This is a genomic window from Streptomyces sp. NPDC001493 (assembly GCF_053597235.1).
On record NZ_JBSFHV010000042.1, the window covers coordinates 23,009 to 49,137 of the forward strand.

21 protein-coding genes and 1 pseudogene are annotated in these 26,129 nt (G+C 73.0%); 18 read left to right on the top strand and 4 right to left on the bottom strand.

Annotated elements, in window-relative coordinates; all coding sequences use genetic code 11:
• Window positions 1–100: 100 nt before the first annotated feature.
• Genes ACWCWD_RS35225 through ACWCWD_RS35235 form a run of 3 tightly spaced genes read right to left on the bottom strand, consistent with a single transcriptional unit; the run spans window position 101 to window position 3,047 of the window.
• Window positions 101–991, bottom strand: coding sequence for an ABC transporter ATP-binding protein (locus tag ACWCWD_RS35225; protein ID WP_450779441.1), 891 nt, complete (start codon window positions 989–991; stop codon window positions 101–103).
• The gene (locus ACWCWD_RS35230) at window positions 988–2,061 is read right to left on the bottom strand and encodes a FecCD family ABC transporter permease (RefSeq protein ID WP_450779443.1); all 1,074 of its coding nucleotides are present in this window, start codon (window positions 2,059–2,061) and stop codon (window positions 988–990) included. Before ACWCWD_RS35230 ends, ACWCWD_RS35225 begins: the two co-directional genes overlap by 4 nt.
• Window positions 2,058–3,047 (bottom strand): FecCD family ABC transporter permease, encoded by a 990-nt coding sequence (locus ACWCWD_RS35235; protein ID WP_450779445.1) that lies wholly within the window; start codon window positions 3,045–3,047, stop codon window positions 2,058–2,060. The genes ACWCWD_RS35230 and ACWCWD_RS35235 overlap by 4 nt, the downstream gene beginning before the upstream one ends.
• Before the next feature lie 391 nt (window positions 3,048–3,438).
• On the opposite strand from ACWCWD_RS35235, the gene ACWCWD_RS35240 reads away from it, so the two are divergent.
• From ACWCWD_RS35240 to ACWCWD_RS35275, 8 genes and pseudogenes are all read left to right on the top strand, one after another.
• Window positions 3,439–4,422 (top strand): ABC transporter substrate-binding protein, encoded by a 984-nt coding sequence (locus ACWCWD_RS35240; protein ID WP_450779447.1) that lies wholly within the window; start codon window positions 3,439–3,441, stop codon window positions 4,420–4,422.
• On the top strand, window positions 4,419–5,210 hold the full coding sequence (locus ACWCWD_RS35245) for a 2,3-dihydro-2,3-dihydroxybenzoate dehydrogenase (RefSeq protein WP_450779449.1): 792 nt from the start codon (window positions 4,419–4,421) through the stop codon (window positions 5,208–5,210). The genes ACWCWD_RS35240 and ACWCWD_RS35245 overlap by 4 nt, the downstream gene beginning before the upstream one ends.
• A gap of 235 nt (window positions 5,211–5,445) precedes the next feature.
• Window positions 5,446–6,663: an isochorismate synthase gene (locus tag ACWCWD_RS35250; protein ID WP_450779451.1), complete on the top strand. Its 1,218-nt coding sequence runs from the start codon at window positions 5,446–5,448 to the stop codon at window positions 6,661–6,663.
• Window positions 6,660–8,399: pseudogene (locus tag ACWCWD_RS35255) on the top strand ((2,3-dihydroxybenzoyl)adenylate synthase); the annotation flags it as partial. The gene ACWCWD_RS35250 and the pseudogene ACWCWD_RS35255, both read left to right, overlap by 4 nt.
• Before the next feature lie 21 nt (window positions 8,400–8,420).
• The gene (locus ACWCWD_RS35260; RefSeq protein WP_450779477.1) at window positions 8,421–9,053 is read left to right on the top strand and encodes an isochorismatase family protein; all 633 of its coding nucleotides are present in this window, start codon (window positions 8,421–8,423) and stop codon (window positions 9,051–9,053) included.
• A 4-nt stretch (window positions 9,054–9,057) separates the two neighbouring features.
• Window positions 9,058–9,285: a phosphopantetheine-binding protein gene (locus ACWCWD_RS35265; RefSeq protein ID WP_390966394.1), complete on the top strand. Its 228-nt coding sequence runs from the start codon at window positions 9,058–9,060 to the stop codon at window positions 9,283–9,285.
• On the top strand, window positions 9,282–13,220 hold the full coding sequence (locus ACWCWD_RS35270; protein ID WP_450779453.1) for an amino acid adenylation domain-containing protein: 3,939 nt from the start codon (window positions 9,282–9,284) through the stop codon (window positions 13,218–13,220). The genes ACWCWD_RS35265 and ACWCWD_RS35270 overlap by 4 nt, the downstream gene beginning before the upstream one ends.
• A gap of 139 nt (window positions 13,221–13,359) precedes the next feature.
• Window positions 13,360–13,980, top strand: coding sequence for a 4'-phosphopantetheinyl transferase family protein (locus tag ACWCWD_RS35275; protein ID WP_450779455.1), 621 nt, complete (start codon window positions 13,360–13,362; stop codon window positions 13,978–13,980).
• A gap of 84 nt (window positions 13,981–14,064) precedes the next feature.
• On the opposite strand, the gene fes is transcribed toward ACWCWD_RS35275, so the two are convergent.
• Window positions 14,065–15,333 (bottom strand): enterochelin esterase, encoded by a 1,269-nt coding sequence (gene fes, locus ACWCWD_RS35280; protein WP_450779457.1) that lies wholly within the window; start codon window positions 15,331–15,333, stop codon window positions 14,065–14,067.
• A 260-nt stretch (window positions 15,334–15,593) separates the two neighbouring features.
• On the opposite strand from fes, the gene ACWCWD_RS35285 reads away from it, so the two are divergent.
• From ACWCWD_RS35285 to ACWCWD_RS35330, 10 genes are all read left to right on the top strand, one after another.
• Window positions 15,594–17,426: a hypothetical protein gene (locus ACWCWD_RS35285; RefSeq protein WP_450779459.1), complete on the top strand. Its 1,833-nt coding sequence runs from the start codon at window positions 15,594–15,596 to the stop codon at window positions 17,424–17,426.
• Between the two features lie 270 nt (window positions 17,427–17,696).
• Complete coding sequence (locus ACWCWD_RS35290; protein ID WP_450779461.1) at window positions 17,697–18,749, top strand: YncE family protein; 1,053 nt, start codon at window positions 17,697–17,699, stop codon at window positions 18,747–18,749.
• 368 nt (window positions 18,750–19,117) lie between these two features.
• A complete protein-coding gene (locus ACWCWD_RS35295) occupies window positions 19,118–20,182 on the top strand; it encodes a lipoate--protein ligase family protein (protein ID WP_450779463.1) in 1,065 nt (354 codons plus the stop codon).
• A gap of 132 nt (window positions 20,183–20,314) precedes the next feature.
• Entirely contained in the window at window positions 20,315–20,713 is a 399-nt protein-coding gene (locus tag ACWCWD_RS35300) for a TOBE domain-containing protein (RefSeq protein ID WP_386893488.1), read from the top strand.
• Between the two features lie 313 nt (window positions 20,714–21,026).
• Window positions 21,027–21,863, top strand: coding sequence for a molybdate ABC transporter substrate-binding protein (modA, locus tag ACWCWD_RS35305; RefSeq protein ID WP_450779465.1), 837 nt, complete (start codon window positions 21,027–21,029; stop codon window positions 21,861–21,863).
• Entirely contained in the window at window positions 21,860–22,747 is an 888-nt protein-coding gene (modB, locus tag ACWCWD_RS35310) for a molybdate ABC transporter permease subunit (protein ID WP_450779467.1), read from the top strand. Before modA ends, modB begins: the two co-directional genes overlap by 4 nt.
• Entirely contained in the window at window positions 22,744–23,835 is a 1,092-nt protein-coding gene (locus ACWCWD_RS35315; RefSeq protein ID WP_450779469.1) for an ABC transporter ATP-binding protein, read from the top strand. The genes modB and ACWCWD_RS35315 overlap by 4 nt, the downstream gene beginning before the upstream one ends.
• Window positions 23,836–24,052: 217 nt before the next feature.
• A complete protein-coding gene (locus tag ACWCWD_RS35320) occupies window positions 24,053–24,565 on the top strand; it encodes a hypothetical protein (RefSeq protein WP_450779471.1) in 513 nt (170 codons plus the stop codon).
• 112 nt (window positions 24,566–24,677) lie between these two features.
• Window positions 24,678–25,520: a DUF4097 family beta strand repeat-containing protein gene (locus ACWCWD_RS35325; RefSeq protein WP_450779473.1), complete on the top strand. Its 843-nt coding sequence runs from the start codon at window positions 24,678–24,680 to the stop codon at window positions 25,518–25,520.
• Window positions 25,521–25,632: 112 nt separating this feature from the next.
• Window positions 25,633–26,129 (top strand): ABC transporter ATP-binding protein (locus tag ACWCWD_RS35330; protein WP_450779475.1); only part of this gene is annotated, 497 nt, incomplete at its 3' end.

Genomic DNA, 26,129 nt, shown 5'->3' on the forward strand with positions numbered 1-26,129 from the left:
CCCGCGGCCGGCATGTCCGTACGGTGGACGGCCCCGGCGGTGTCCGGCCTTGATCCGCCGGACATCGCCCGAGGGACGCGGCCCACGGGTTCGGAGACCTTCACCCGGCGGTGGCTCCTTCCGTCACCACCGTGCGCGCCCGGGCGACGACGACGGGCGATTCGTCCACCGGTGCCCGAAGGACGTCGGCCTCCACCCCGTACAACTCCCGGACCAGGGAGGCGGTCACGGTGGTACGCGGGTTTCCCTGGGCCACGACGCCGCCGTCCTTCATCGCGACGAGCAGGTCGGAGTAGCGGGCTGCGGCGGCCAGGTCGTGCTGGACCATGACGACCGTACGGCCGGCACGCGCGACCTCGCGGACGAGTTCCAGGACCTCCACGACGTGCCCCAGGTCGAGGGCGCTGGTGGGTTCGTCGAGCAGGACGACAGGGGTCTGCTGGGCGAGCACCATGGCCAGCCAGCAGCGCTGGCGCTGGCCGCCGGAGAGCCGGTCGAGCCGCTCACCGGCCAGGTCGGTGGTGCCGGTGGCCTCCAGCGCCTCGCGCACCGCGTTCTCGTCCTCGCGCGACCACTGCCGCAGCAGGCCCTGGTGGGGGTGGCGGCCGTACCGTACGAGCCCCGCGACGGTCACCGCCTCGGGGGCGCGGGGCGACTGGGGCAGCAGGGCGACGCGGCGGGCGGCCGGGCGGCGGCCGAGCGTCCAGATGTCCACGCCACCGGCGTGGACCGTACCGGACTCCGGCTGGTGGAGCCGGGCGACGGCTCTCAACAGGGTCGATTTGCCACAGCCGTTGGGGCCGACGATCGAGGCGACCTGGCCGGCGGGCACGGTGAACCCCGCGTCCTTGACGACGGCGCGGCCGGGGTACGCGACGTGGAGCCCGCGGACTTCCAGGCCACTGGGCGCGTTCTTCGTGGAGGTGCTCGCGCTGGGGGTCTTCGCGCTGGGGGTGCTCGTACTGGAGGTGTTCATTCGGGGGATGCTCATGCCTTTGCTTCCGGGCGGTCCGAGCGGAAGAGGACCCAGAGGAGGAAGGGCCCGCCGAGGACGCTGGTGACGACGCCTACGGGGAGTTCGACGGGGGCGGCGACGCGGGCGAGCGCGTCGGCCGCGGTGACGAGGGCGGCTCCGGCCAGGCCCGCGCCGAGGACCGGTACCCGGGTGGGTCCGGCCAGCCGCTGCGCGAGGATGGGGGCGCCCAGCGCGATGAAGGCGACCGGTCCGCCGACGCCGACGGCGACCCCGGCGAGCAGGACGGCCAGGGCGAGCGCGGCGGCGCGTACCCGGCGCAGGTCGACACCGAGCGTGGCCGCCATGTCGTCGTCGAAGCGCAGCAGTTGCAGCCGGTGTCCGGCCGCGAGCGCGAGCGGGACGAGGAAGCAGAGGGCGATCGACAGGGGCGTACCGGCCGCCCAGTCACGGCCGTTGAGGCTGCCGACGGCCCAGAGGAACACCCCTCCGGCGGAGTTGTCGTTCTGGCGGGACATCACGAGGTCGCTGACGGCCCCGACGAAGGTGGAGACGCCGATGCCGGTGACCAGGACGCGGTAGCCGGCGCTACCGGCCCCGCCCGCGCACAGCACGACGAGCGCGGCGGCGGCGACGGCGCCGACCGGGCCGAGCCACCACATGCCGACCATGCCGGTGGACGTACCGGCGGCCGCGGCGACGACCGCCGCCGTGGCCCCTTCGTTGACGCCCACCAGGTCCGGGGTGGCGAGCCGGTTTCCGGCGAGGGTCTGGGTGAGGCAGCCGGAGATGCCGAGCGCGGCGCCGACCATGATGCCGACGAGAACGCGGGGCAGCCGGAATTCCCGGACGACCATCACGGTGCCCGCGTCGCCGGTGCCCAGCAGCCCGGAGAGGGTCCGCGCCGGACTCATGCCGGAGGAGCTGGCCAGCACGGCGAGCGCGACGAGCAGGGCGAGGACGGGGACGAGGAGCGCCGCGACGAGGGCGCTGCGGCGCGGGAAGAGCCAGGAGAGGCCGCCGGTGCGCAGCACGGTGGAGTCGGGCGGGGTGAGGTCCGGCGGGGCCGGTTTCCGCTCGGCGTTCACGCGGCGGCCCCGGCGGTGGAGAGGCGGGACGAGCGGGCGATCCAGACGAGCAGGGGGCCGCCGACGAAGGCGAGGAGCACGCTGACCGGGGTCTCCCAGGGGCGGATGACGATCCGGGCGAGGATGTCGGCGAGGATCATGACATCGGCGGCGATCAGCGCGGAGAGCACGAGTTGGGCGCCCGTGGACGGGCCGGCCAGGGCGCGCGCGGCATAGGGCGCGAGCAGCCCGAGGAAGGCGATGGGCCCCGCGACCGCGACCGCGCACCCGGCGAGCAGCGACACGGCGACGGCCACAACGATACGGATGCGCCCGGGGTGATGGCCGAGCGAGCGGGCTCCGTCGTCGCCGAGGCCGAGGGCGGCGAGCGGCCGGACGCAGCAGCCCGCGGTGAGCAGGCCGAGCGCCACCAGCGGTACGAGAGGCACCAGTTGACCGGTCTCGACGCCGGCGAGCGAGCCGATGGTCCAGTAGCGGTAGGTGTCGAAGGTGGACTGGGTGCCCAGCAGGACGTAGGAGGTGAGGCCGTGGAAGGTGGCGCTGAGCGCGGCACCGGCGAGCACCAGGCGCAGCGGTGAGCCCGCGGCCCGCCCGGAGGCGGCGAGCAGGAGGACGACCGCGCTCGCCGCCATGCCGCCGAGCAGCGCCCAGACCAGCAGGGCACCGGACGATTCGGCGTGGAAGAAGGTGAGTCCGAGGACGACGGCGAACGCGGCGCCGGAGTTGACGCCGAGCAGTCCGGTCTCCGCGAGGGGGTTGCGGGTGGCGGCCTGGAGGAGGCAGCCCGCGGAGCCGAGGCAGAGGCCCACCAGGATCGCGGCGAGGGTGCGCGGGAGGCGTACATCCATGACGGCGAGGCGCAGTTGGGCGTCGGCACGGGCGGACGGGTCGCCCCAGAGGTACTCCCAGGCCCGGGCGGGCGGGGTGGAGCCCGTGCCGGTCAGCAGGGAGGCGAGGACCAGGCCGAGCAGGGCGACGAGGGCCACGGCGGCCCACCTGGCCGGATGACGCCCCCCGGCCTCCGCTCCGGCGGTCCACCTGGACGGACGCGGGTCCCCGGCCTCCACCCTGGCGGCGGTCCGCCCGGACGGACACGGGTCCCCGGTCTCCGCTCCGGCGGCAGGGGCCGGGTGCGGCTCTCCGCTCCCCACGCCGGTCCGTTTCCCGCGAAAGGCCCTGGATGTCCGGGTTTTCACCCTCCCTGGAGGGCCCTCTTGCGCAATGAACATATGGTTAGCCTAACCTAAGTACCGATGACCGGGCCGGGCCCCCCCACGCCGATCCGGCCGGGGTTCGCCGTGCCCGCACGCGGCCCGTCCCCCATGACGGGACATCAAGCACCAGCCCGCTCCACCCTTCCTACGGAGGTTTCCGGCCATGACGCCGAACCAGTCCCCCACCCCCCGCCGCACCGTCCGCCCGCTGGCCGCGGTCGCCGTCCTCGGCATCTGCGCGCTCACGGCGACCGCCTGCGGCTCCTCGGACTCGGGTGCTGCGTCAGGTGGTTCCGGCAAGAAGAGCACAACGACGGTCACCGACGCGGCCGGCACCGAGGTGACCGTCCCCTCCGACCCCTCGCGGGTCGTGGTCCTGAGCGAGATGGACCTCGACTCCTCGCTCACCCTCGGCGTGAAGCCGGTGGGCCTCACGGCGGGGCGCGGCCAGAAGGGCGCCCCCGCGTACCTGACCGGGAAGGCCGAGGGCATCCCGGTGGTGGGCGCGGTCACCGGCCCGGACATCGAGAAGGTCGTCCAGGCAGACCCCGACGTGATCCTCGCCGGTCAGATGACGGACGCTCAGGTACTGGCGCAGCTACGGAAGATCGCGCCCACGCTGGTCACCATCGGCGACGACAAGGACTGGAAGAAGTCCCTGTCGCTCACCGGTGAGGTGCTCGGCAAGGCCAACGAGGCCGACGCCTTCCTCGCCGACTACGACAAGAAGGTCGCCGCCCTCAAGAGCGACCTCGGGCCGGAGGCCGGAGCCAAGGTCTCCGTCGCCCGCTACTCCCCGCAGGGCTCCGCCGTCATGCAGCAGGGCGTGTTCGTCAGCGACGTGCTGAACGACCTCGGCTTCACCCGGCCGGGCATCCAGGCCGAGAAGGGCGAGGGCCACTCCACGCCGATCAGCGACGAGAACCTCGCCGAGATCGACGGTGACTGGCTCTTCATCGGCACCCTGACCTCGACCGGCACCTCCGGCGTGGTCGACCAGCTCTCCGCGAAGCCGGCGTACCAGCAGCTCGGCGCCGTCAAGGCCGGTCATGTGACCGAGATCGACGGCTCGATGTGGACGAGCCTCGGCGGCGCGGAGGCGGCCGTGAACGTCCTGGCCGACCTCCGGAAGGCCATGGTCAAGTGAGCACCGAGTTCGACGGAAGGCTCGCGCTCGTCACGGGCGCCGGACGGGGCATCGGCGAGGCCGTCGTCACCGCGCTCGTCGAGCGCGGCGCCCGGGTGGTCGCCACCGACGTCGCCACCGACGGCATCGAGTCCCTCGCGCGGAAGTACGGCTCGCGGGTGGTCGCCCGCCCGCTCGACGTCACAGACGCCGAGGCCGTCGAGGCTGCGGTCGAGGAGGCCGAACAGGCTCTCGGTCCACTGGAGTTCGCGGTCAACGTGGCCGGTGTGCTGCGCAACGCCGACGTCCTCGACACCACCGACGCGCACTGGGCGGCCACCTTCGCCGTCAACGTCGACGGGGTGTTCCACGTCTCGCGTTCCGCCGCCCGGCGGATGGCCGCGCGCGGCCGGGGCGGCATCGTCACCGTCGCCTCCAACGCGGCGGGCATCCCGCGCGCCGGCATGGCCGCGTACGCGGCGTCCAAGGCGGCCTCGGCGATGTTCACCAAGTGTCTCGGCCTGGAGATGGCCGCCCACGGTGTCCGCTGCAACAGCGTCTGCCCCGGCTCGACCATGACCGACATGCAGCGCGCCATGTGGGCCGATCTGGACCCGGCCGACGTGACCGCCGCGGCGGACCGCGTCGTCGCGGGCGACCTCGCCGCGTACCGGACGGGCATTCCACTGGGCCGCATCGCGGACCCCGCCGACATCGCCGACGCCGTGACGTTCCTGCTGTCCGACCGCGCCCGCCACATCACCATGCAGGACCTGTACGTCGACGGCGGCGCCACCCTCCGGGCCTGACCCGGTCTCCGAGTGGCCGCCGGTCTCCGGGCCTGACCCGGTCTCCGAGTGGCCGCCGGTCTCCGGGCCTGACCACGGTCTCCGCGTGGCCGCCGGTCTCCGGGCCTGACCAGCCGGCCCCGCCCCGGGCCTGCCCCCGATCTCCGCGCCCGTCCGCGCCCATCCCGCGCCCGTCCCCCTGTCTCACCGCCCCGCCGCCGACCGCGGCGGGAGCCCTCCACCGCAGGAGACACCCATGTCCACTTCCGTGCACGAATCCCCCTCCGTCGCCCCCGCCCTCACCCACCCCGACCACGTCGTCCCCGGTACGGCGACCGCGCTGCTCGACGCCTACCGGCCCGGCACCGACCGCTTCGTGGCCTCGCCGACACGCACCCTGCTCGGCCGCGGGGTGCTCGCCGAAGTGCCGCACGGTACGGACCCGGTGGAGGAGCGCGTACGCGGCGCCCTGCACGCCCAGCGGCGGGCCGGGAACCCCGCGCCCGTCGTCGTCGGCTCCATACCCTTCGACGCGGACGCCCCCGCCGCGCTGGTGATCCCCGAGTCCGTCGAGTGGGCGCCCGCGCTGCGCCGGGACCCGCTGGTGGCCCTGCCCGCCCCCGCCGCCGAGGACGGCGGCTCGTGGCAGGTGCGCGAGGTCCCGGCCGCCGCCGAGTACGCCGAGGCCGTCGCCTCCGCCGTACGCCGCATGCGTGCCGGGGAGTTCGCCAAGGTGGTGCTGGCCCGCACCCTGGAGCTCACCGCCCCCGCCGAGCCGGACCTGCCCGCGATGCTGAGCCGGCTCGCCCGCCGCGACCCCGGCGGCTATACCTTCGCGGTGCCCACCGGACCCGGCCGCACCCTGATCGGGGCGAGCCCCGAGCTGCTGGTCGCCCGCCAGGAGGGGCGGCTCGTCGCCAACCCGCTGGCCGGTTCCGCGCCGCGCAGCTCCGACCTGGCCGAGGACGTCCGCCGGGCCGCCGCGCTGCTGGAGTCCCCCAAGGACCTGCACGAGCACGCGGTGGTGGTGGCCGCCGTGCGCGAGGCCCTCGCCCCGTTCTGCACCCGCCTCGACGTGCCCGAGCGCCCCACCCTCGTACGGACCGCCACCATGTGGCACCTGTCGACGACGCTCACCGGCGACCTCGCCGACCCGGACACCACCGCGCTGCGGCTCGCCGCCGCCCTGCATCCGACCCCGGCCGTGTGCGGTACGCCCACCCCGGCCGCCCGCGCGGTCATCGCCGAGTCCGAGCCGTTCGACCGGGGCGCCTACACCGGCATGGTCGGGTGGCAGGACGCGGACGGCGACGGCGAGTGGGTCGTCACCATCCGCTGTGCCGAGGCCGAGGGCCGCTCGCTGCGCCTGTTCGCCGGGGCCGGCGTGGTGGCCGACTCCTCGCCCGAGGCGGAGACCGCCGAGACCGGGGCGAAGTTCCGTACCTTCCTGAACGTCGTGGGAGCCCAGCTGTGACCGCCACCGAGCACCACCCGCTCGCCCCGGGAAGCCCGGACGCGCTCGCGCCCGAGCACCACCCGCTCACCCCCGGAAGCCCGGACGCGCTCGCGCCCGAGCACCACCCGCTCGCCCCCGGAAGCCCGGACGCGCCGTCCTGGCCCGCCGAGTTCGCCGCGCGCTACCGCGCCGCCGGGTACTGGCGCGGCGAGACCTTCGGCGACTTCCTGCGCGAACGCGCCACCGCGCACCCCGACCGGACGGCACTGGTCGACCCGGCGCCGGTCCGCCGCACCTGGACGTACCGCGAACTCGACGAGAGCGCCGACCGGCTGGCCGCCGGGTTCGCCGCCCGGGGGATCACCAAGGGCGACCGGGTCGTCCTCCAGCTCCCGAACATCGGCGAGTTCATCGAGGTCGTCTTCGCGCTCTTCCGGATCGGCGCGCTCCCCGTGTACGCCCTTCCGGCGCACCGGGAGACCGAGATCGAGCACTTCTGCGCGTTCTCCGAGGCCGTGGCGTACGTCGTACCCGACCGCCACGCGGGCTACGACCACCGCGAACTCGCCTCCCACGTGCAGAGGTTGACGCCCACCCTGCGTGAGGTCTTCGTGGTGGGCGATCCGGGCGAGCACACCGCGCTCGCCGACGTGCCGATCGAGCCGACCGGCCCGATCGAGGGTCCCCGCTCGCACGAACTGGCCTTCCTCCAGCTCTCCGGCGGGACCACCGGCGTCTCCAAGCTGATCCCCCGCACCCACGACGACTACATCTACTCGCTGTGGGGGTCCAACGAGATCTGCGGGGTCGACGAGGGGACCAGGTTCCTCGTGGTCCTGCCGGCCGCGCACAACTTCCCCATGAGTTCGCCCGGTTGGCAGGGCGTGCTGTATGCGGGCGGCACCGTCGTACTGAGCCCCCGGCCCGACCCGGCGACGGCCTTCCCGCTCGTCGAGCAGGAGCGGATCACCATGACCGGCATGGTGCCCCCGCTCGCGCTGGTCTGGACGGACGCGGCCCCGGCGGCGAAGGAGGACCTGTCGAGCCTGGAGCTGGTCCTGGTCGGCGGCGCCAAGTACAGCGAGGAGGCGGCCCGGCGCCTCGGCCCGGCGCTGGGCTGCCAGTTGATGCAGGTCTTCGGCATGGCCGAGGGGCTGGTCAACTACACGCGGCTGGACGACGACGAGGAGACGATCGTCACCACCCAGGGCCGCCCGATCTCGGCCGACGACGAGGTCCGCATCGTGGACGACGCCGACGAGGACGTCCCCGAGGGCGAGTTCGGCCATCTGCTCACCCGGGGGCCGTACACGATCCGCGGCTACTGGCGGGCCCCCGACCACAACGCGCGGGCCTTCACCGAGGACGGCTTCTACCGGACCGGCGACATCGTGCGCCGCACCCCCTCCGGCCACCTCGTGGTCGAGGGCCGGGCGAAGGACCAGATCAACCGGGGCGGCGAGAAGATCGCCCCCGAGGAGGTCGAGAACATCGTCCTCGCCCACCCCGCCGTCCACGACGTCTCGGTCGTCGCCGTCCCCGACGCGTACCTCGGCGAACGCTCCCTCGCCTACGTCATCCTCCGCGAGGGCGCCGGACCGCTGAAGTCCGTCGAGATCAAGCGGTTCGTCCGCGAGCGCGGCATCGCCGCGTACAAGGTCCCCGATCTGGTCGAGTTCGTCGACGTGTTCCCGCAGACGGGGATCGGCAAGATCAGCAAGAAGAGCCTGCGGTCCGCCGCCCCGGCTCGGCACCACGAGGAAAGGCCCGCTCCCATGGCACTGCCCGCCATCGCCCCGTATCCGCTGCCCACGGCGGAGGAACTGCCCGCCAACCGGGTGGCGTGGACGGTCGATCCGTCCCGTGCGGTGCTGCTCGTCCACGACCTGCAGAACCACTTCCTGAAGGCGTTCCCGGCCGGCGAGCAGCCGTTGACCGGCATGCTGGACAACACGGCCCGGGTGCTCAAGGAGTGCCGCGACCTGGGCGTGCCGGTGGTGCACTCGGCGCAGCGCGGCGGCCAGACCCCCGAGGAGCGCGGTCTCCAACTCGACTTCTGGGGGCCCGGGGTGGCGGACGACCCGGCGGCCCTCTCCGGGCCGGAGGAGGTGGCGCCCGTCGAGGGCGAGCACACCGTCACCAAGTGGAAGTACAGCGCCTTCGTCCGTACCGAACTGGGCGCGCTCATGCCGGAGCAGGGCCGCGACCAGCTGATCGTCGTCGGCGTGTACGCGCACATCGGCGTGCTGATGAGCGCCGCGGACGCGTGGCAGCGCGACATCCAGGCGTTCGTCGTCGCCGACGCGGTCGCCGACTTCTCCCGGGAGGACCACGACATGGCGCTGCGGTACGCGGCCGGCCGCTGTGCCGTGGTGACCACCGCCGACGCTCTCTTCCAGGAGGTCTGAGCCGATGTCCCTCACCCTTGAGCTGATCCGCGCCGACATCGCCGACTCCCTCGGCGAGGACCCCGAGGACATCCCGGTCGACGAGAACCTCGTCGACTACGGGCTGGACTCGGTGCGCATCATGGCGTTGCTGGAGCGTTGGCGCCGCGAGCACGGTGTGGAGGCCGCCTTCGCGGATCTCGCCGAACAGCCCGCCGTGGAGGCGTGGTTGCCGCTGCTGGGGGCCTCATGAGCGCCCCGGCGACGACCCTCGACGCCCCGGACACCGAAGCCTCGGCCGCGGAAGTCCCGGACACCGTACTGCCGCTGACCGCCGCCCAGTCGGGCATGTGGTACGCCCAGGCCCTCGACCCGCTGAGCCCGGCACTCAACACCGCGGAGTGCGTCGAGATCGCCGGCCCTGTCGACCCGGGGCACTTCGCCGCCGCGCTGGCGCAGGTGGTCTCCGAGGCCGACGCGCTGCGCATCCGGGTGGAGGACTCCCCCGAGGGGCCCCGGCAGCTGGTACGCAGTGCCGTCGAACTCCCTCTTCACAGGGCGGACTTGCGCACGGAGAAGGACCCGGACGAGGCCGCCGGGGTGTGGATGCGGGAGGATCTCGCCCGCCCCTGCGACCTGACCCGGGGCCCGGTGTTCGGGCACGCACTCTTCCGCGTGGGCGAGGAGCGGTGGCTGTGGTACCAGCGCATCCACCACCTCGCCATGGACGGTTTCGGCTACTCCCTGCTCGTACGCCGCACCGCCGAGGTCTACAGCGCGCTGGCCGCCGGTGAGGCACCCGTCCCCACGCCGTTCCGGCCGCTGGCCGAACTCGTCGCGCAGGACGCCGAGTACCGCGCCTCCGAGGCCCACCCGGCCGACCGGGCGCACTGGAGCGAGGCGTTCGCCGACCGGCCCGAGGCTCCCCAGCTCGCGGGGCGGGGCGCGCTGCCCTCCCGGACCTCACTGCGTCGCACGGTCTCACTCCCGGAGGAAACAACCGAGAGGGTACGGGAGTTGGCGTCCCGGCTGCGGGCTACCTGGCCGGAAGTGCTGATCGCCGCCCAGGCCGTCTACGCCTCCCGGGCCACCGGCCGCTCGGACGTCGTGCTCGGGCTGCCCATGATGGGCCGCATGGGTTCGGTCGCCCTGCGGGTGCCGGGCATGGTCATGAACGTCCTGCCGCTGCGCCTGGAGGTCTCCCCCGAGGCCGACTTCGCACAGCTGGTGCGCCAGGTCGTCCTGGGCATCCGTACGGTGCGCCGCCATCAGCGCTACCGCTACGAGGACATCCGCCGCGATCTCGGCCTGCTCGGCGAGAGCCGCGCCCTGGTCGGCCCGCTGGTGAACGTCATGCCCTTCGACTACGACGTGCGCTTCGCGGGCGCGCCGGTGCGGGCCCGCAACCTCTCGGCGGGCCAGGTCGAGGACCTCACGGTCAACATCTACGACCGGGCCGACGGCCGGGGCCTGCTCGTCGACTACGACGCCAACCCGGCCCTCTACACGGAAGGCGACCTCGCGGCCCACCAGGACCGGTTCACCGGTCTCGTCGCGCGGCTCGCCGAGGCGGACCCACGTCTGCCGCTCGCCACGCACACCATCGCCACTCCGGGCGAAGTGTCCTTGATCCTCGGGGAGTTCAACCGTACGGAGCGTGCGCTCCCGGCGACGAACCTGATCGGGCCCATCGAGGCGCAGGCCCGCAGGACGCCCGCGGCGACGGCTCTGGTGTACGGCGAGGAGTCGCTCACGTACGCGGAGCTGAACGCCCGCGCCAACCGGCTGGCCCGGCATCTGCGGACCCTCGGCGCCCGCCCGGACACGGTGGTGGCCCTCTCGGTCCCCCGGTCCGTCGAGCTGATCGTGACGCTGCTGGCGATCCTGAAGACGGGCGCGGCCTATCTGCCGCTCGACCCGGACTATCCGGAGCAGCGCCTGCTGGACATGCTGCAGGACGCGGCGCCGGTCTGCGTGGTGACCGACCGGGCGAGCAGACTGCCGGACGGCGGCGCCACCCCGCTCGTCGTGCTGGCGGGCCTCGACGTCTCGGACCGACTGCCGACCGACCTGTGCCGCCCCCTCACGCCTGCCCACCCGGCGTACGTCATCTACACCTCGGGCTCCACCGGCCGCCCCAAGGGGGTCGTCGTCCCGCACGGCGCGATCGACAACCGGCTGCGGTGGATGCAGGACACCTACCGGCTGACCGCCGAGGACCGGGTGCTGCAGAAGACCCCGTCCTCGTTCGACGTGTCGGTGTGGGAGTTCTTCTGGCCGCTGCGCGAGGGTGCGACCCTCGTCGTGGCGGAGCCCGGCGGACACCGCGATCCGACGTATCTGGCCCGCCTCGTCCGCGAACAGGCCGTCACCACCCTGCACTTCGTGCCGTCCATGCTCCAGGTCTTCCTCGCAGAGCCGGAGGCCGCACGGTGCACCGGAGTCACCCGGGTGTTCTGCAGCGGCGAGGCGCTGGCCCGCGAGACCGCGAACCTCTTCGCGCGGACGCTGCCGGGCGCCGGGCTGCACAACCTGTACGGCCCGACCGAGGCGGCCGTCGACGTCACCCATCACACCTGTGTTGCCGAGGGCAACGGACCGGTGCCGATCGGGCGCCCGGTGTGGAACACCCGGCTGTACGTGCTGGACGCGGCGCTCCAGCTCTGCCCGCCCGGAGTTCCCGGGGAACTCTGCCTCGCTGGGCGGCAGTTGGCCGACGGCTATCTGGACCGCCCCGAGCTGACGGCGGCCCGTTTCGTGGCCGACCCCTTCGGCCCGGCCGGGAGCCGCATGTACCGGACGGGTGACCTGGCGCGGTGGACGGCGGAGGGTGAGGTCGAGTACCTCGGGCGCACCGACCACCAGGTGAAGCTGCGCGGCCAGCGCATCGAACTCGGCGAGATCGAGGCGGCCCTGTCCGCGCAGCCCGGTGTGGAGGGCGCCTGCGCCCTGGTTCGCGAGGACGACGGCGAACAGCGCCTCGTGGGTTACGTCCAGGGGCAGGCGGACCCGGCCGAGGTGCGGGCCGCGCTGACGCGCGTACTGCCGGACCACATGGTCCCGGCGGCGGTGGTCGTCCTCGCGGCGTTCCCGCTGAGCCCGGCGGGCAAGCTGGACCGTCGCGCCCTGCCCGCACCGGTGTTCACCGGCGGCAGGGGGGACCGGCGCCCGTCCGGGGCGCTGGAGGAGAAGCTGACCCGGCTCTTCGCCGACGTCCTCGGCGTCGAGGGGGCCGGTCCCGACGACGCGTTCTTCGATCTCGGCGGCACCTCGCTGCTCGCGATGAAGCTGGTGGCGCGGGTACGGGAGGAGTGCGCGACGGAGCTGACGATCGGCTCGCTCTTCGAGACGCCGACCCCGGCCGCCCTGGCGGCCCGTCTCGCGGGCCCGGGTGCGGGCGCCGACGACGCGCTGGACGTCCTGCTGCCGCTGCGCGGTGGCAGCGGCCGGCCCCCGGTCTTCGCGTTCCACCCGGCGGGCGGCATCGCCTGGTGCTACGCGGGCCTCTCGGCCCGCCTCGGCGCCGGACAGCCGCTCTACGCCGTCCAGGTGCGCGGGCTGGCCGACGACGAGCCCTTGGCGCCGACGCTGCGCGACCAGGCCGTCGACTACGCCGAGCGGCTGCGTGCCGTCCAGCCCCACGGGCCGTACCGGCTGGTTGGCTGGTCGGTGGGCGGTGTCCTCGCGCAGGCCGTGGCGGTGCTGCTCCAGGAAGCGGGCGAGGAGGTCGAACTCCTCGCGCTGCTCGACGCGTTCCCGTCCGAGATGTGGCGCGCGCGCCCGGCCCCCGAGGAGGGCGACGCGCTCACGGCGGTGCTGCGGATGGCCGGCTTCGAGCGCACGGACGAACAGACCCGTGACGACGTCCTGGCCACCCTGCGCAGGGCGGGCAGCCCGCTCGCCGGTCTCAGCGACCGCACCCTGTCCAGGATCGTCGACATCGTGCCGCACCACGCGCGGCTGATGCGCGAGCACCGGCACGACACCTTCCGGGGCGACGTGCTGTTCTTCACGGCCGCCGCACCGAGGGCGGAGGACTGGCTCACCCGGGAGGCCTGGCGCGCCCATGTGACGGGCGAGATCGTCAACCACGATCTCGACTGCACCCACGCGCGGCTCCTCCAGGGCGATAATCTCGACACCGTCGCGACCGTCCTCGCGGCCCGGCTGAAGGAGCTCGACGGATGACCGACCCGACCCACTCGTCCGTCCCCGCGCGCGCGTCCGCCCGGTGGTGAGTACGCCGGCAACGGCGCGGCCCTGGACGCCGGGAGACCGGCCTCCGGGGCCGTCGGCGCTGGACGGCGGGGGCCCGTTGCTGTGGTCCGTGCGCCCCTGGGGCCCGGACGCCTCGGTCTCCTCCCTTCCGGTCGTTCTCGACGAGGAGGAGCGGCGGCGGGCCGCGGCGTTCCGGCGCCCGGAGGACCGGGCCATGTACACGGCCTCGCACACGGCGTTGCGCGTGCTGCTGGGCGGAGTGCTGGAACTCCCGCCCGCCCGGGTGACGTTGGTCCGGCTGGCGTGCCCGGGGTGCGGCGCCCTCCACGGCAGGCCGGCGGTCGAGGGGCCCGCCGGTGAGCGGGTGCACTTCTCGCTGTCGCACACGGACGGCCTGGCGGTGGTGGCGCTGGCCGCCCGGCCGGTCGGGGTGGACGTCGAGCGGCCGCCGTCGGCGCGGACGGCCGCGGAGGTCGCGAGGTCCCTGCACCCCGCCGAGCAGGCGGAGTTGGCGGGCATGGCGGCGGCGGAGCGGCCGGCCGCCTTCGCCCGGTGCTGGACCCGCAAGGAGGCGTACCTCAAGGGCACCGGCGAGGGGCTCTCCGGCGAGGCGCTGGGGGGCGCTTATCTGGGTACGGGACTCTCCCCGGCCGCGCCTCCGGCCGGCTGGGCCCTCGCCGACGTCGGGGCACCGGCCGGATTCTTCGCGGCGTGCGCGGTGGCGGAGTAAGCGGTACGCACCACGCTCCGGCCGCCGGTGACCACGGGCCGGTGACCACGGGCCGGGGCCCGGCGGCCGGGCCGGCCGTACGGGTCAGGCTCCGGGTCCCAGCAGCCCGGTCAGCCCGTCCGCCATCTCCGTACGCCACCACAGGTAGTCGTGGCCGCCGTTGAACTCGCGGTAGTGGTAGTCGTATCCGGCCTCTTCGAGGGTGTCACGCAGCCGCCGTGCGGCGGGCAGCGCCACCCACTCCTGCTCACCGAAGGAGAGCCGGAACCGCACCGGGCGGCGCGGGGCGGCGGCGATCCGGCCGGTGAGCCACTCCGGTTCCGGCCCGTTCGGCCACCAGTAGGAGGCCGACTGGACCAGGGCGTTGCCGAAGCGGTGCGGGGCCGTCAGCGCGGTGTAGGTCGCGGACAGGCCGCCCAGGCTCTGCCCGGCGATCACGGTGCGCGCCGGGTCGTCCGTGAGCGGCAGCCTCCGCGCGGCCCACGGGAGCAACTCATCGGCTAGGAAGGCCGCGTGTGCGGGCCGGCAGGCGAGGTCCCGCCAACGGGAACCCGAGTCGACGGAGTCCACCAGGATCGCGGCCATCGGCGGTATCCGGCCGTCCGCGAGGAGGTTGTCGAGCAGGTTCGCCAGCCCCAGCTCCGGCTGCCAGTGCTCGCCGTCCAGCACGACCAGTACGGGGAGTCCGGCCGGCGGAGTCGAGCCGTCGGCCGGGGCGGGCGGTTCGTACAGCCAGACCCGGCGCTCCTCCCCCAGGTGCTCGCTGGGCACGCTGTGCTCGGTCACCGTGCCCCGGGGCGTACCTGGGCGAGGCTCCCAGTCCGAGGCGGACCGGAGTTCGCCGATCTCCGCCCAGGACACCGCTTCGCCACCCCAGCGACGGGGCAGGCGACGGGAGTTGAAGGGATCGAAGTGGCGTCGTGTCCGCAGCCACTGCCAGTAGCCGGGGCCTTCGGGCCCGGGGCCCTCGCCCTCGTCCACGTGGAAGTCGTAGGTGCCGCGCCAGTCGCGGCGCAGCCGGAGCGTCCAGTGCCAGATGTCCGTGCCGGGGTGGCGCTCCATCAGGTTGCCCTCGGGGGCGCGCGGGTCGCCGAGCTTGTTGGGCATCACCTGGACCGCCCGGGTCGCTTCCGTGCCGCGCCAGAGGAAGGTGACGGCCGCGTGTTCGGGGCTGCCCTGCGGATCGGGGGCGATCAGCGGCGTCCCTCGCTCGCGCACCCGCTCCCAGAACTCCTCGACCCCTTCTGGCCCCGGCAGTTCGGCGCCGGGCGCCGCGAGCGTCGGAACCGCGTCGGGGCGGGCCGTCCTGGGCGGATGGAGGGGAGCCCCTTCGGGCGGTGCGGACGCGAACATGCGGGCGAACTCCGAAGAACGACAACAAGTAAGGCTGACCTTATCTCGCTACCCCCGACCGCCGCGGGCCACCCCTTCCGCCGCGAGCCCACCTCTTCCATTGCAGGTCCACCCCCACCCACCGGAGGCCTCCACAAACCTCCAGGATTGGTTAGGCTAACCTAACTACACGTTGGCGACACCCTGCCGTACCGGCCCGTGGACGCCACATCTCCCCCATGCACTTTTTCCTGCCTTTCCTTGCCTGCCAGGAGCACGCCATGAGCGCAGACAGACCTCTCCGTACCTCCATATCGCCGTTGCGCGGCCCCCGGGGCCGGGTGGCGCGGGTGGCCGCGCTCACCGCCGGGGCAACCCTGGGCCTCGGCGTGCTGTCGATGCCGCTCGCCGAGGCGAGCGACTCGGGGGCGACCGGAACGGTGGCATCGGCGCCTGACGAAGCGTCGGCCCCCGCCGTCACCCTCGGATCGACTTCGGCAAAGCCGGGTGGAGAGGTGTCGTTCACCGCGACGGGCTTCCCGGCGGACAGCAAGGTCAGCGTCAAGCTCGACGACGCCGCACTCCTCGCCCAGTTCACCAGCGGCTCCGACGGCAGCGTCTCCGGCACCGTCACCATCCCCGCCGACACCGCCCCCGGCACCAGCCACTGGCTCCGCCTCCTCGCCCCCCAGACCAGCGTCAAGAGCGCCGGACTCACCGTCACCGCGGCCACTGCCACGCCCGAGCCGGCCACCCCGAAGATCCAGCTCGGCACCACCAAGGTCGCTGCGGGCGGCACTGTCTCCTTCGCGCTGTCCGGCTTCGTCCAGGGCCAGGACATCACGGTCAAGCTCGACGACCAGACGATCCTCAAGCAGTGGACCGGCGCGGTGAAGGCGGACGGCACGTTCTCGGGTACGGTCACCGTCCCCGCGACCGCGACCAAGGGCGCGCACTGGCTGCGCATCCTCGCCCCGGGGCCCTCCACCAGCTTGAAGGCCGACTTCACCGTCACTTCCTCGTCCTCCACGGGCGGTTCGAGCAGCGGCGGTTCCAGCACCGGCGGTTCCAGCAGCGGCAGCACCGGAGGCGGCTCGACCGGCGGCACGAGCACCGGCGGCACCAGCACCGGCGGAAGTTCCGGGAGCAGCACCGGCGGCAGCTCCGGAGGTACGTCCACCAGCGGCTCATCCACCGGAGGTACCACCACGTCCGCCACGTCCGCCACCATCACCGCCGGTTCGAGCGTCGCCGCGGGCGGCAAGGTGTCCTTCCGGCTGACGGGTTACCCCGCCGGGCAGCAGATCACCGTGAAATTCGACGACGACGAGATCATCGGGCAGTGGCCCGACGGCATCGCGGCGGACGGCACGTTCTCGGGTACGGTCACCGTCCCCGCGACCGCGACCAAGGGCGCGCACTGGCTGCGCTTCCTCGCCCCCAACCCGTCCACCAGCACGAAGGCCGGCTTCACCGTCACTTCCGGCTCGGACGCCTCGGCCGCCGCCGGCGGTACGGGCGGGACGAGCGCGACGTCGGGCACCGGCACCACCGCCGCGGGCGGCTCGGCCGCGGCGATCCCCGCCGCCACGGGGGCACCCGCCAGCGCCGTCAACGCGAGCGGGGCGAAGGCGGAGATCACCGCCAGCGAGGTCCAGCCGGGCGGGAAACTGCACTTCAAGGTCGTGAACTTCCCGGCCTCGCAGGTCGTCACCATCAAGCTCGACGACGACGCCATCCTCGGCCAGTGGGACGTCGACGCCGGGGGATCGTTCGAAGGAGACGTGGAGATCCCGGCCGAGGTGACGCCCGGTGCGCACTGGCTGCGCTTCCTCGCCCCGAACCCCTCCACGACACTCAAGGTCGACTTCACCGTGCTGGCCGCCGATGCCACCGCGGCCGCCTCGTCGTCCTCTCCCTCTTCCCCTGAAACGGCGTCCACCACCGACGCGACGGTCAACGCCGCCTCGGTCCAGAGCGTCGGCACCGGGGTCTCGTACGCGACGATCGCCTGGGCGGCCGGAGCAGCGGCCGTCGGCGGTGCCGCCGGAGCAGCGGGGGCCACGACCTTCATCCTGCGCCGTCGCAAGCCACAGCAGCCCGACGCCGCCTGACGGTTCGTCACACAGGACCACCGGCCTCACAGGAGTGCGGCCCCACAGGGGCATGGCAACGAACCTGAACAACCCCTGTGCCCCAGCGGGGCGTTGTGCGCCTCACCGCGCGCGGCGCCCCGCGACGCATTTCACGCCCCAGAGGTTCATCACCGTCGAGAACTGTGATGCACCACACCCCGAAACGCGCCTAACTTAGGTAAGGCTAAGCTAACCTCATGAACAACACCTCGCCACAAGAGGTGCACCAGTCAAGGAGATTGACGCAGCATGACGTCTGTTACCCGCCGCTCCATCAGCACCGCCATCGTTCTCGCCGTCGGCGGTTCGCTGGCTCTGGCCGGCACGGCGACCGCCAGTGCCACGGGCCACAAGGGCGGATCCGCCTCCACCGTCACGTCCGCCTCGCTGGCGACGGGCCTGTACCAGTCCTCGTACTCCGAGCGGAACCACGTGCTGTGGACGACCACCGCCGTGGGCCGCCCGCCGGTCACCAACTCCAGCCTGCTGAAGGTGGACCCGCGCACCCTGAAGGTCGAGAAGACCATCGTGCCGCCGGTCACGGACGCGGCGACCGGCGCGGTCGAGGCCGTCTACGGTGTCGCGGTGGACGACGAGCACAACACCGTGTGGACGACCAACACCCGCAGCAACACGGTCTCGGTCTACAGCCAGAAGACCGGCGCGCACCTCGCCACCCTGCCGGACGTCGCGCACGGCCGCGACATCGTCGTGGACGAGAAGCACAACACGGTGTGGGCGAGCAGCTTCGCCGGCGCGAGCCTCGTCGCGTTCGACTCCAAGACCCTCAAGGAGAAGGGCCGGGTCACCATCGAGGGTTCGAGCCCGACCGGCCTCACCCTGAACGAGAAGACCGGCACCGTCTACACGGCCGACATGAACAACGACCGCCTCATCGAGGTCGCCCCGCACAAGGCGCCGCGCTTCATCCCGGCGGGCGACGGCGCGATCTCGGTCGCCCTGTCGGCCAGCGGCAAGACCGCGTACACCGCGAACCAGACCGCCGGCACTCTCTCGGTCATCGACCTGAAGAAGGGCGCCGTCACGTCGACCGTCACCACCGGCAACGGCCCGCTGGCCGTCGCCACCGACAAGAAGTCGGGCCGCATGCTGGTCGTCAACCGCACCGACGCGAACGTGACGGTCGTCGACCCGAAGAAGGGCGCCGTCGTCGAGACCCTCGCCACGGGCGCCAACCCGAACCACGTCACGGTCGCGGACGGTGTCGCGTACGTCGTGGACAAGTCCGGCTCGGGCACCGACGGCAAGGACCTGATCCACCGCATCGTCCTGGGCCACTGACCCCCGGTCCCGGCACCGGCCACGTACGCCGCAAGGCCGGGACCCGCGACGGCCGACGACGACCGACGACCGAACGGCCGACGGCCCGCGCCCTACCGCTCCGGCGGAGGGAGCGGGCCGTCGGCCGTCGTCGGCCGACACGCACGGCCGACATGCACGGGGCGGCACTCACGCGTGGGCGTCGACGACCGCCGGCCGCGAGCAGGCCGGCCGCCCCTCACACACCGGACAGGGCCCGCCCCCGCGAAGCCGCGAGGCCGCCCGCCGCGAGCGAGCATTAAGGTGCGATACGGAACATGTGCGCGCTTTCGGGGGACTTCGGAGCAACGGGCTCACGGACCACGTCGCGCACCGAGGGGAGCGAAGCCGTGCATGGTGAGTACAAGGTGCCCGGCGGCAAGCTGGTCGTCGTGGACCTGGAGGTCGAAGCGGGTGCCCTGCGCGACGTACGGGTCGCCGGGGACTTCTTCCTGGAGCCCGACGAGGCCATCACCGCCGTGGATGCCGCGCTGGAAGGAGCGCCCGCCGACACCGAGGCTGCCGGACTGGCCGCCCGCGTGGAGGCGGCTCTGCCCGAGGGCACGGTGATGTACGGGATCACCACCGAGGGCATCGCGGTGGCGGTGCGGCGTGCGCTCGCCCACGCCACGGACTGGACCGACTACGACTGGCAGTTCATCCACGAGGGTCCCCAGTCCCCCGAACTCCACATGGCGCTCGACGAGGTACTCACGGAGGAGGTGGCCGCCGGGCGCCGTGCCCCGACGCTCCGCGTCTGGGAGTGGGGCGCCCCGGCGGTGATCATCGGCAGCTTCCAGTCGCTGCGGAACGAGGTCGACCCGGAGGGCGCGGCCCGCCACGGCGTACGGGTGGTGCGCCGGATCTCCGGGGGCGGGGCCATGTTCGTGGAGGCGGGGAACACCATCACGTACTCCTTGTCCGTGCCTGCCTCGCTCGTCTCGGGACTCTCGTTCGCGGACTCGTACGCGTATCTCGACGACTGGGTCCTGGCGGCCCTCGGCGACATGGGCATCAAGGCCTGGTACCAGCCGCTCAACGACATCGCGACCGAGGTCGGGAAGATCGCGGGCGCCGCCCAGAAGCGGGTGACCGGGCCGAAGGGCGGTCCCGGAGCGGTGCTGCACCACGTCACCATGAGCTACGACATCGACGCGGACAAGATGCTCGAAGTGCTCCGCATCGGCAAGGAGAAGATGTCCGACAAGGGCACGAAGTCGGCCAAGAAGCGGGTCGATCCGCTCCGGCGTCAGACCGGGCTGCCGCGCGAGACGGTCATCGAACGCATGGTCGACTCATTCCGTAACCGTTACGGGCTCACCGACGGCCGCGTCACGGCGGACGAACTCGCGCGCGCGGAGGAGCTGGCCGCCACCAAGTACAGCGGCGACGAGTGGACCGCCCGCGTGCCGTAGTCGCGGGCTCCCGGAGTCCCGCCCGATGCCGCCCGGCGCCGCCGCGGCCCGCCCGACCTGCGGCGCCGCGCGGTATCCGGCGACGACGTCCGCGCTTGCGTCCACGGGGAACGGGAACCTACGGTGACGCCCATGCAGTCCTACACGATCGGCCAGGCGGCCCGCCTTCTGGGCGTGAGCCCGGACACCGCACGACGGTGGGCCGACGCCGGCCGGGTGGCCACGCACCGTGACAAGAGTGGGCGCCGGCTCATCGACGGCGGGGATCTGGCGGCCTTCTCCGTCGAGGTCGCCGGGAGCGCGGGCGGGGGCGAGGACGAGGTTCCGTACACCTCCGTCCGCAACGCCTTCGCGGGCATCGTCACGGCGGTGAAGCTCGGTGATGTCGCCGCGCAGGTCGAGATCCAGGCCGGGCCGCACCGGCTGGTCTCCCTGCTGACGCGCGAGGCGGTGGAGGAGCTGGGCCTGGAGGTCGGCATGGAGGCCACCGCCCGCGTGAAGTCGACCAACGTGCACATCGACCGCGTCTGATCCGAGTAGCCCCCGCACATCCGCCCCGGGACCACGTGGTCTCCCGGGGGCTGAAGCATGTCCGAAAACAGGCCTGCGCGCGGGACAGGCCGGAACCGCATATGCCCCACCCGAAGCATCCGCATCACGGCTATTGCCAGGTAATTGGGGTCTTCCCCCTGGCATCTGCGCCAGTATGATCGGTCCCGGCACCGGAGCCGCACCGGCCGCCGGTGTGCTCCGGCCGACCGTGCCCGACCGACGGCGGTCACCGAAAGACCACCGCGGAGGAGTCGTCCGGCTCCTCCGGAGGACCAGAGGAGCAGACCCCGTGATGACCCGTTCCGCGCGCCGGACCCGTAGGACCCTGCAGTGGACGGGTGTGGGAGTCGCCGCGCTGCTGGCGCTGAGCGCCTGCTCCTCCTCCGACGACTCGTCGTCCGACACCGCCACCGCCTCGGCTTCCGCGTCGGCCGACGCCGCCACGCCGAAGCTCTCCGGCACGGTGACCGTGTTCGCCGCCGCGTCGCTCAAGGAGAGCTTCACGGCCCTGGGCGCCACGTTCGAGAAGGCCCATCCGGGGACGAAGGTCACCTTCAACTTCGGGGGCAGCGACAGCCTGGCCGCCGGGATCACCGGTGGCGCTCCGGCCGACGTCTTCGCCGCCGCCAGCGCCAAGACGATGGCCATCGTCACCGACGCGAAGGACGCGGTGGGCACGCCCGCCACGTTCGTGCGCAACCAGCTGGAGATCGCGACCCTGCCCGGCAACCCGGACAAGGTCGCCACCCTCAAGGACCTCACGGACTCCGGTCTGAAGGTCGTGCTCTGCGACAAGACGGTGCCCTGCGGTGCCGCCGCGCAGAAGGCGCTGGACGCCGCCGGGCTCAAGCTCACCCCCGTCAGTTACGAGCAGGACGTGAAGAGCGCGCTCACCAAGGTGGAGCTCAAGGAAGCCGACGCGGCCGTGGTCTACAAGACCGACGTGAAGGCCGCGGGTGACAAGGTGGAGGGCGTGGAGTTCCCCGAGTCCGCCGACGCCATCAACGACTACCCGATCACGCTGCTGAAGAACGCCCCCAACGCCGAAGCGGCGAAGGCGTTCATCGAGTTGGTGCGGTCCGCCGAGGGCCAGCAGGTGCTGACCGGGGCGGGGTTCATCAAGCCGTGAAGCGGCGCACCGCGTCCGACGCCGTGACGGGCCCTTCGGTGGGCCGGTCACGGCTTCGCCGCGTCCGGGACCGCGACACGGGCCGACGCGGTGGTACGGGTCGGCGCAGCCGGGTTCCGCTGCCGCTGCTGTTGCCCGCCCTGCTCGGCCTGGTGTTCCTGCTGCTGCCGATGGTCGCCCTGCTCGTGCGGGCCCCCTGGCGGAGCATGCCGGAGCAGCTGTCGAGTACGGAGGTCTGGCAGGCGCTCCAGCTGTCGCTCGTCTCGGCCACCGCCGCCACCGCGGTGAGTCTGGTGCTGGGCGTGCCCCTCGCCTGGGTGCTGGCACGCACCGACTTCCCCGGGCGCGGGTTCGTACGGGCCCTGGTGACGCTGCCGTTGGTGCTGCCGCCGGTGGTGGGCGGTGTGGCGCTGCTGCTGGCGCTCGGCCGCAACGGTGTGGTGGGGCGGTGGCTGGACTCCTGGTTCGGCATCACGCTGCCGTTCACCACGGCGGGGGTGATCGTGGCCGAGGCGTTCGTGGCCATGCCGTTCCTCGTCATCAGCGTGGAGGGCACGTTGCGGGCCGCCGACCCGCGGTACGAGGAGGCGGCCACCACCTTGGGTGCCTCGCGCTTCACGGCGTTCCGGCGGGTCACCCTGCCGCTGATCGCGCCGGGCATCGCGGCGGGTGCCGTACTGGCCTGGGCCCGCGCGCTGGGCGAGTTCGGGGCGACGATCACCTTCGCGGGCAACTTCCCCGGCCGTACGCAGACCATGCCGCTGGCCGTCTACCTCGCCCTGCAGGACGACCCGGAGGCCGCCATCGCGTTGAGCCTGGTGCTGCTGGCGGTGTCGATCGCCGTGCTGGCGGGGCTGCGCGACCGCTGGATGACGGCGTCATGACGGCTACGCCCGCCTCCGCTTCCGACGCTCCGGACTCCCCTGCGCCGGCCGAGGGGCTCGACGCCCGGCTCGTCGTGGACCGGGGCGCCTTCCGCCTGGACGTGGAGCTGAGCGCCCGCCCCGGCGAGGTCGTCGCCCTGCTGGGGCCGAACGGCGCCGGGAAGACCACGGCGCTGCGCGCGCTCGCGGGCCTCACCCCGCTCTCCGAGGGCCATCTGCGGCTGGACGGGGCCGCGTTGACCGGCACACCGCCGGAGTCCCGTCCGGTCGGAGTCGTCTTCCAGGACTATCTGCTCTTCCCTCATCTGTCGGCCCTGGACAACGTGGCCTTCGGGCCGCGCTGCCGTGGCGTCGCCAAGTCCGAGGCGCGGGCCCAGGCCGCCGAGTGGCTGGACCGCATGGGGCTGACCGACCGGGCCGGAGCGAAGCCGCGTCGGCTCTCCGGCGGCCAGGCGCAGCGCGTCGCGCTCGCCCGCGCCCTCGCCACCCGCCCCCGGCTGTTGCTGCTCGACGAGCCGCTGGCCGCGCTCGACGCCCGTACCCGTCTCGACGTACGGTCCCAGCTCCGGCGCCATCTGGCCGAGTTCGAGGCGGTCGCGGTGCTGGTCACGCATGATCCGCTGGACGCGATGGTCCTCGCCGACCGGCTGGTCGTGATCGAGCACGGCCGGGTCGTGCAGGAGGGCGCACCGTCGGACATCGCCCGCCGCCCTCGTACCGACTACATCGCGCAGCTCGTCGGGCTCAACCTCTACCGGGGGCAGGCCGAGGGGCACACCGTCCGGCTCGGCACCGGGCCGGCGATCACCACCACCGAGGACCTCAGCGGACCGGTGTTCGTCGCCTTCCCCCCGAACGCGGTCACCCTGTACCGGGATCGCCCCACCGGCTCCAGCGCCCGCAACCTGTGGCGGTGCGAGGTCGACGGGCTGGAGACGCACGGCGACCAGATCCGCGCGGACCTCGCGGGCGAGCTCCCCCTCGCCGCAGACCTCACCACGGTCGCCGCCGCCGAACTCGACCTGCACCCGGGCGCCACCGTCTGGGCCACGGTCAAGGCCGCGCAGACCCACGCGTATCCGGCCTGAGGTTCGCCGCATGGCATCACGTGGCGCCATCTGGCACCAGATGGCGCCATGTGGCACCACCAGGCACCAACCCCCACCACACGCCCACCCGATACCCCTCCGATCCAGGACCTACAGCGATCCGTTCACGCAGGCCAGAGCAGTAGCCCCGGAGAACACCACCCTCCTGGCGCCATGCCGCTTGCACATGGCGCCATGGTGGTGCCATCATGGCGTCATGGACCTCACTCCGTATGTCGACAACCTCCGCCGTGAGCTCGCGGTCGCCGCCGAGGCCGGCGGCGACGAAGCCCGCGAGCTGGCCGAGAGGCTCACCGCTCCCCTGGAGTCGGCGACCCGCCTGACCCTGCTCAACGCGCTCTCCGCCGCGATGGACGAGGTCACCCACGAGCTCGCTCCGGGCTCGGTCGACGTACGGCTGCGGGGAATCGACCCCGACTTCGTGGTCACCCGGCCGCCCGCCGTCACTCCACCGGAGCCGGCCGCACCCGTCGAGCCGCCCGCACCGCAGGCACCCTCGGACGCGGACGACGGCGGCACCGCCCGGGTCAACCTTCGCCTGCCGGCCCACCTCAAGACGCGCGCCGAGGAGGCCGCGAACCGCGAGGGCCTGTCGGTCAACGCGTGGCTGGTACGAGCCGTGTCGGCCGCGGTCGACGGCGGAGGCCGGCCGCGCACGACCGAGAAGACCCAGGTCCTCGGCCAGAGCTTCACGGGCTGGGTCCGCTAGCGACGCCCGCGACACCCGGGCGCCCCGCGCCCGTACACGTACACGCACGCACCCACCCACACCGCGCCCCACCAGCGGGGACGACCTGACGACCCATGAGGACGGGACAGCCATGCCTACGTTCGACACCCACGAACCGATCTCGGCCATCGCCCAGGTGTACACCGGCTCCATCCGGTTCACGGCGGGCGACCGCACGGACACCGTCGTCGAGGTACGCCCCCGCGACCCGAAGCGCGACATGGACGTGCGGGCGGCCGACCAGACCCAGGTCACGTTCGCGAGCGGCACCCTGACCGTCCGGACGCCCAAGGCGAACCTGGTCGGGCGCTCCGGCACCGTCGACGTGACGGTGGAACTGCCCACGGGCTCGCGCCTCGACGTGACGGGCACCGGAACGCAGGTGCTCGGCGAGGGCCGGCTCGGCGAGGTGCGGGTGAAGACCTCCGCCGGCGATGTCCGTCTCGACACGACCGGTCCGCTCCGGCTGACCGCCTCGCACGGTGCGATCACCGTGGAGCGGGTCGAGGGCCAGGCCGAGATCACCACCAGCACCGGCAACATGCGTGTCGGGATCATCGAGGGCCCCGCCGTACTGAAGAACTCGCACGGTTCCACGAACGTCGGCACCGTGACCGGCGAACTGCGGGTGAGCGGCGCTCACGGCACCATCGACATCGCGCACGCCGAGGCGTCCGTGACGGGCACCGCCACCCACGGCAATCTCCGTATCGCCGATGTCGCACGCGGCACCGTGCAAGTGGAGACCTCCAACGGCCTCATCGAGATCGGCATCCGTGAGGGCACCGCCGCCTGGCTCGACGTCAGCTCCAACCGGGGCCACGTGCGCAATACCCTCACCGCGTCCGAGGCGCCGGAGCAGACCGAGGAGACCGTCAGCGTCCGTGCCCGCACCAACTGGGGCAACATCGACATCCGCCGCGCCCGGGCCTGAACCACCGCACCGCCCGGAACGGCCCGAGTACCCGCAGCACCTGGACACCCGAGTACCCGAACGCCGCACCGCCCGCCCCTCCACCGCGTCAGCCCTCACAGGGGAGAGCTCCATGCCATTTTCTGTCATGCCCACGACTAATGGCGCCGGCGACGGCACCCCGCCGCCGATCGCCGTGACCGCCGTCGGTCTGCGCAAGTCCTACGGCGACAAGACCGTCCTCGACGGCATCGACCTGCGCATTCCGGCCGGGTCCGTCTTCGCGCTCCTCGGCCCGAACGGTGCCGGCAAGACCACCGTCGTCAAGATCCTGTCCACCCTCATCACCGCCGAGGCCGGACAGGTCCAGGTCGCGGGCCACGACCTGGCCGCCGCCCCCCAGAAGGTACGGGCAGCGATCGGCGTCACCGGCCAGTTCTCCGCGGTCGACGGACTGATCACCGGCGAGGAGAACATGCTCCTCATCGCCGACCTCCACCACCTGCCCAAGGCGGAGGGCAAGCGGGTCGCCGCCGAACTGCTGGAACGGTTCGACCTCACCGAAGCGGCGAAGAAGCCCGCCTCCACCTACTCCGGCGGCATGAAGCGCCGCCTCGACATCGCCATGAC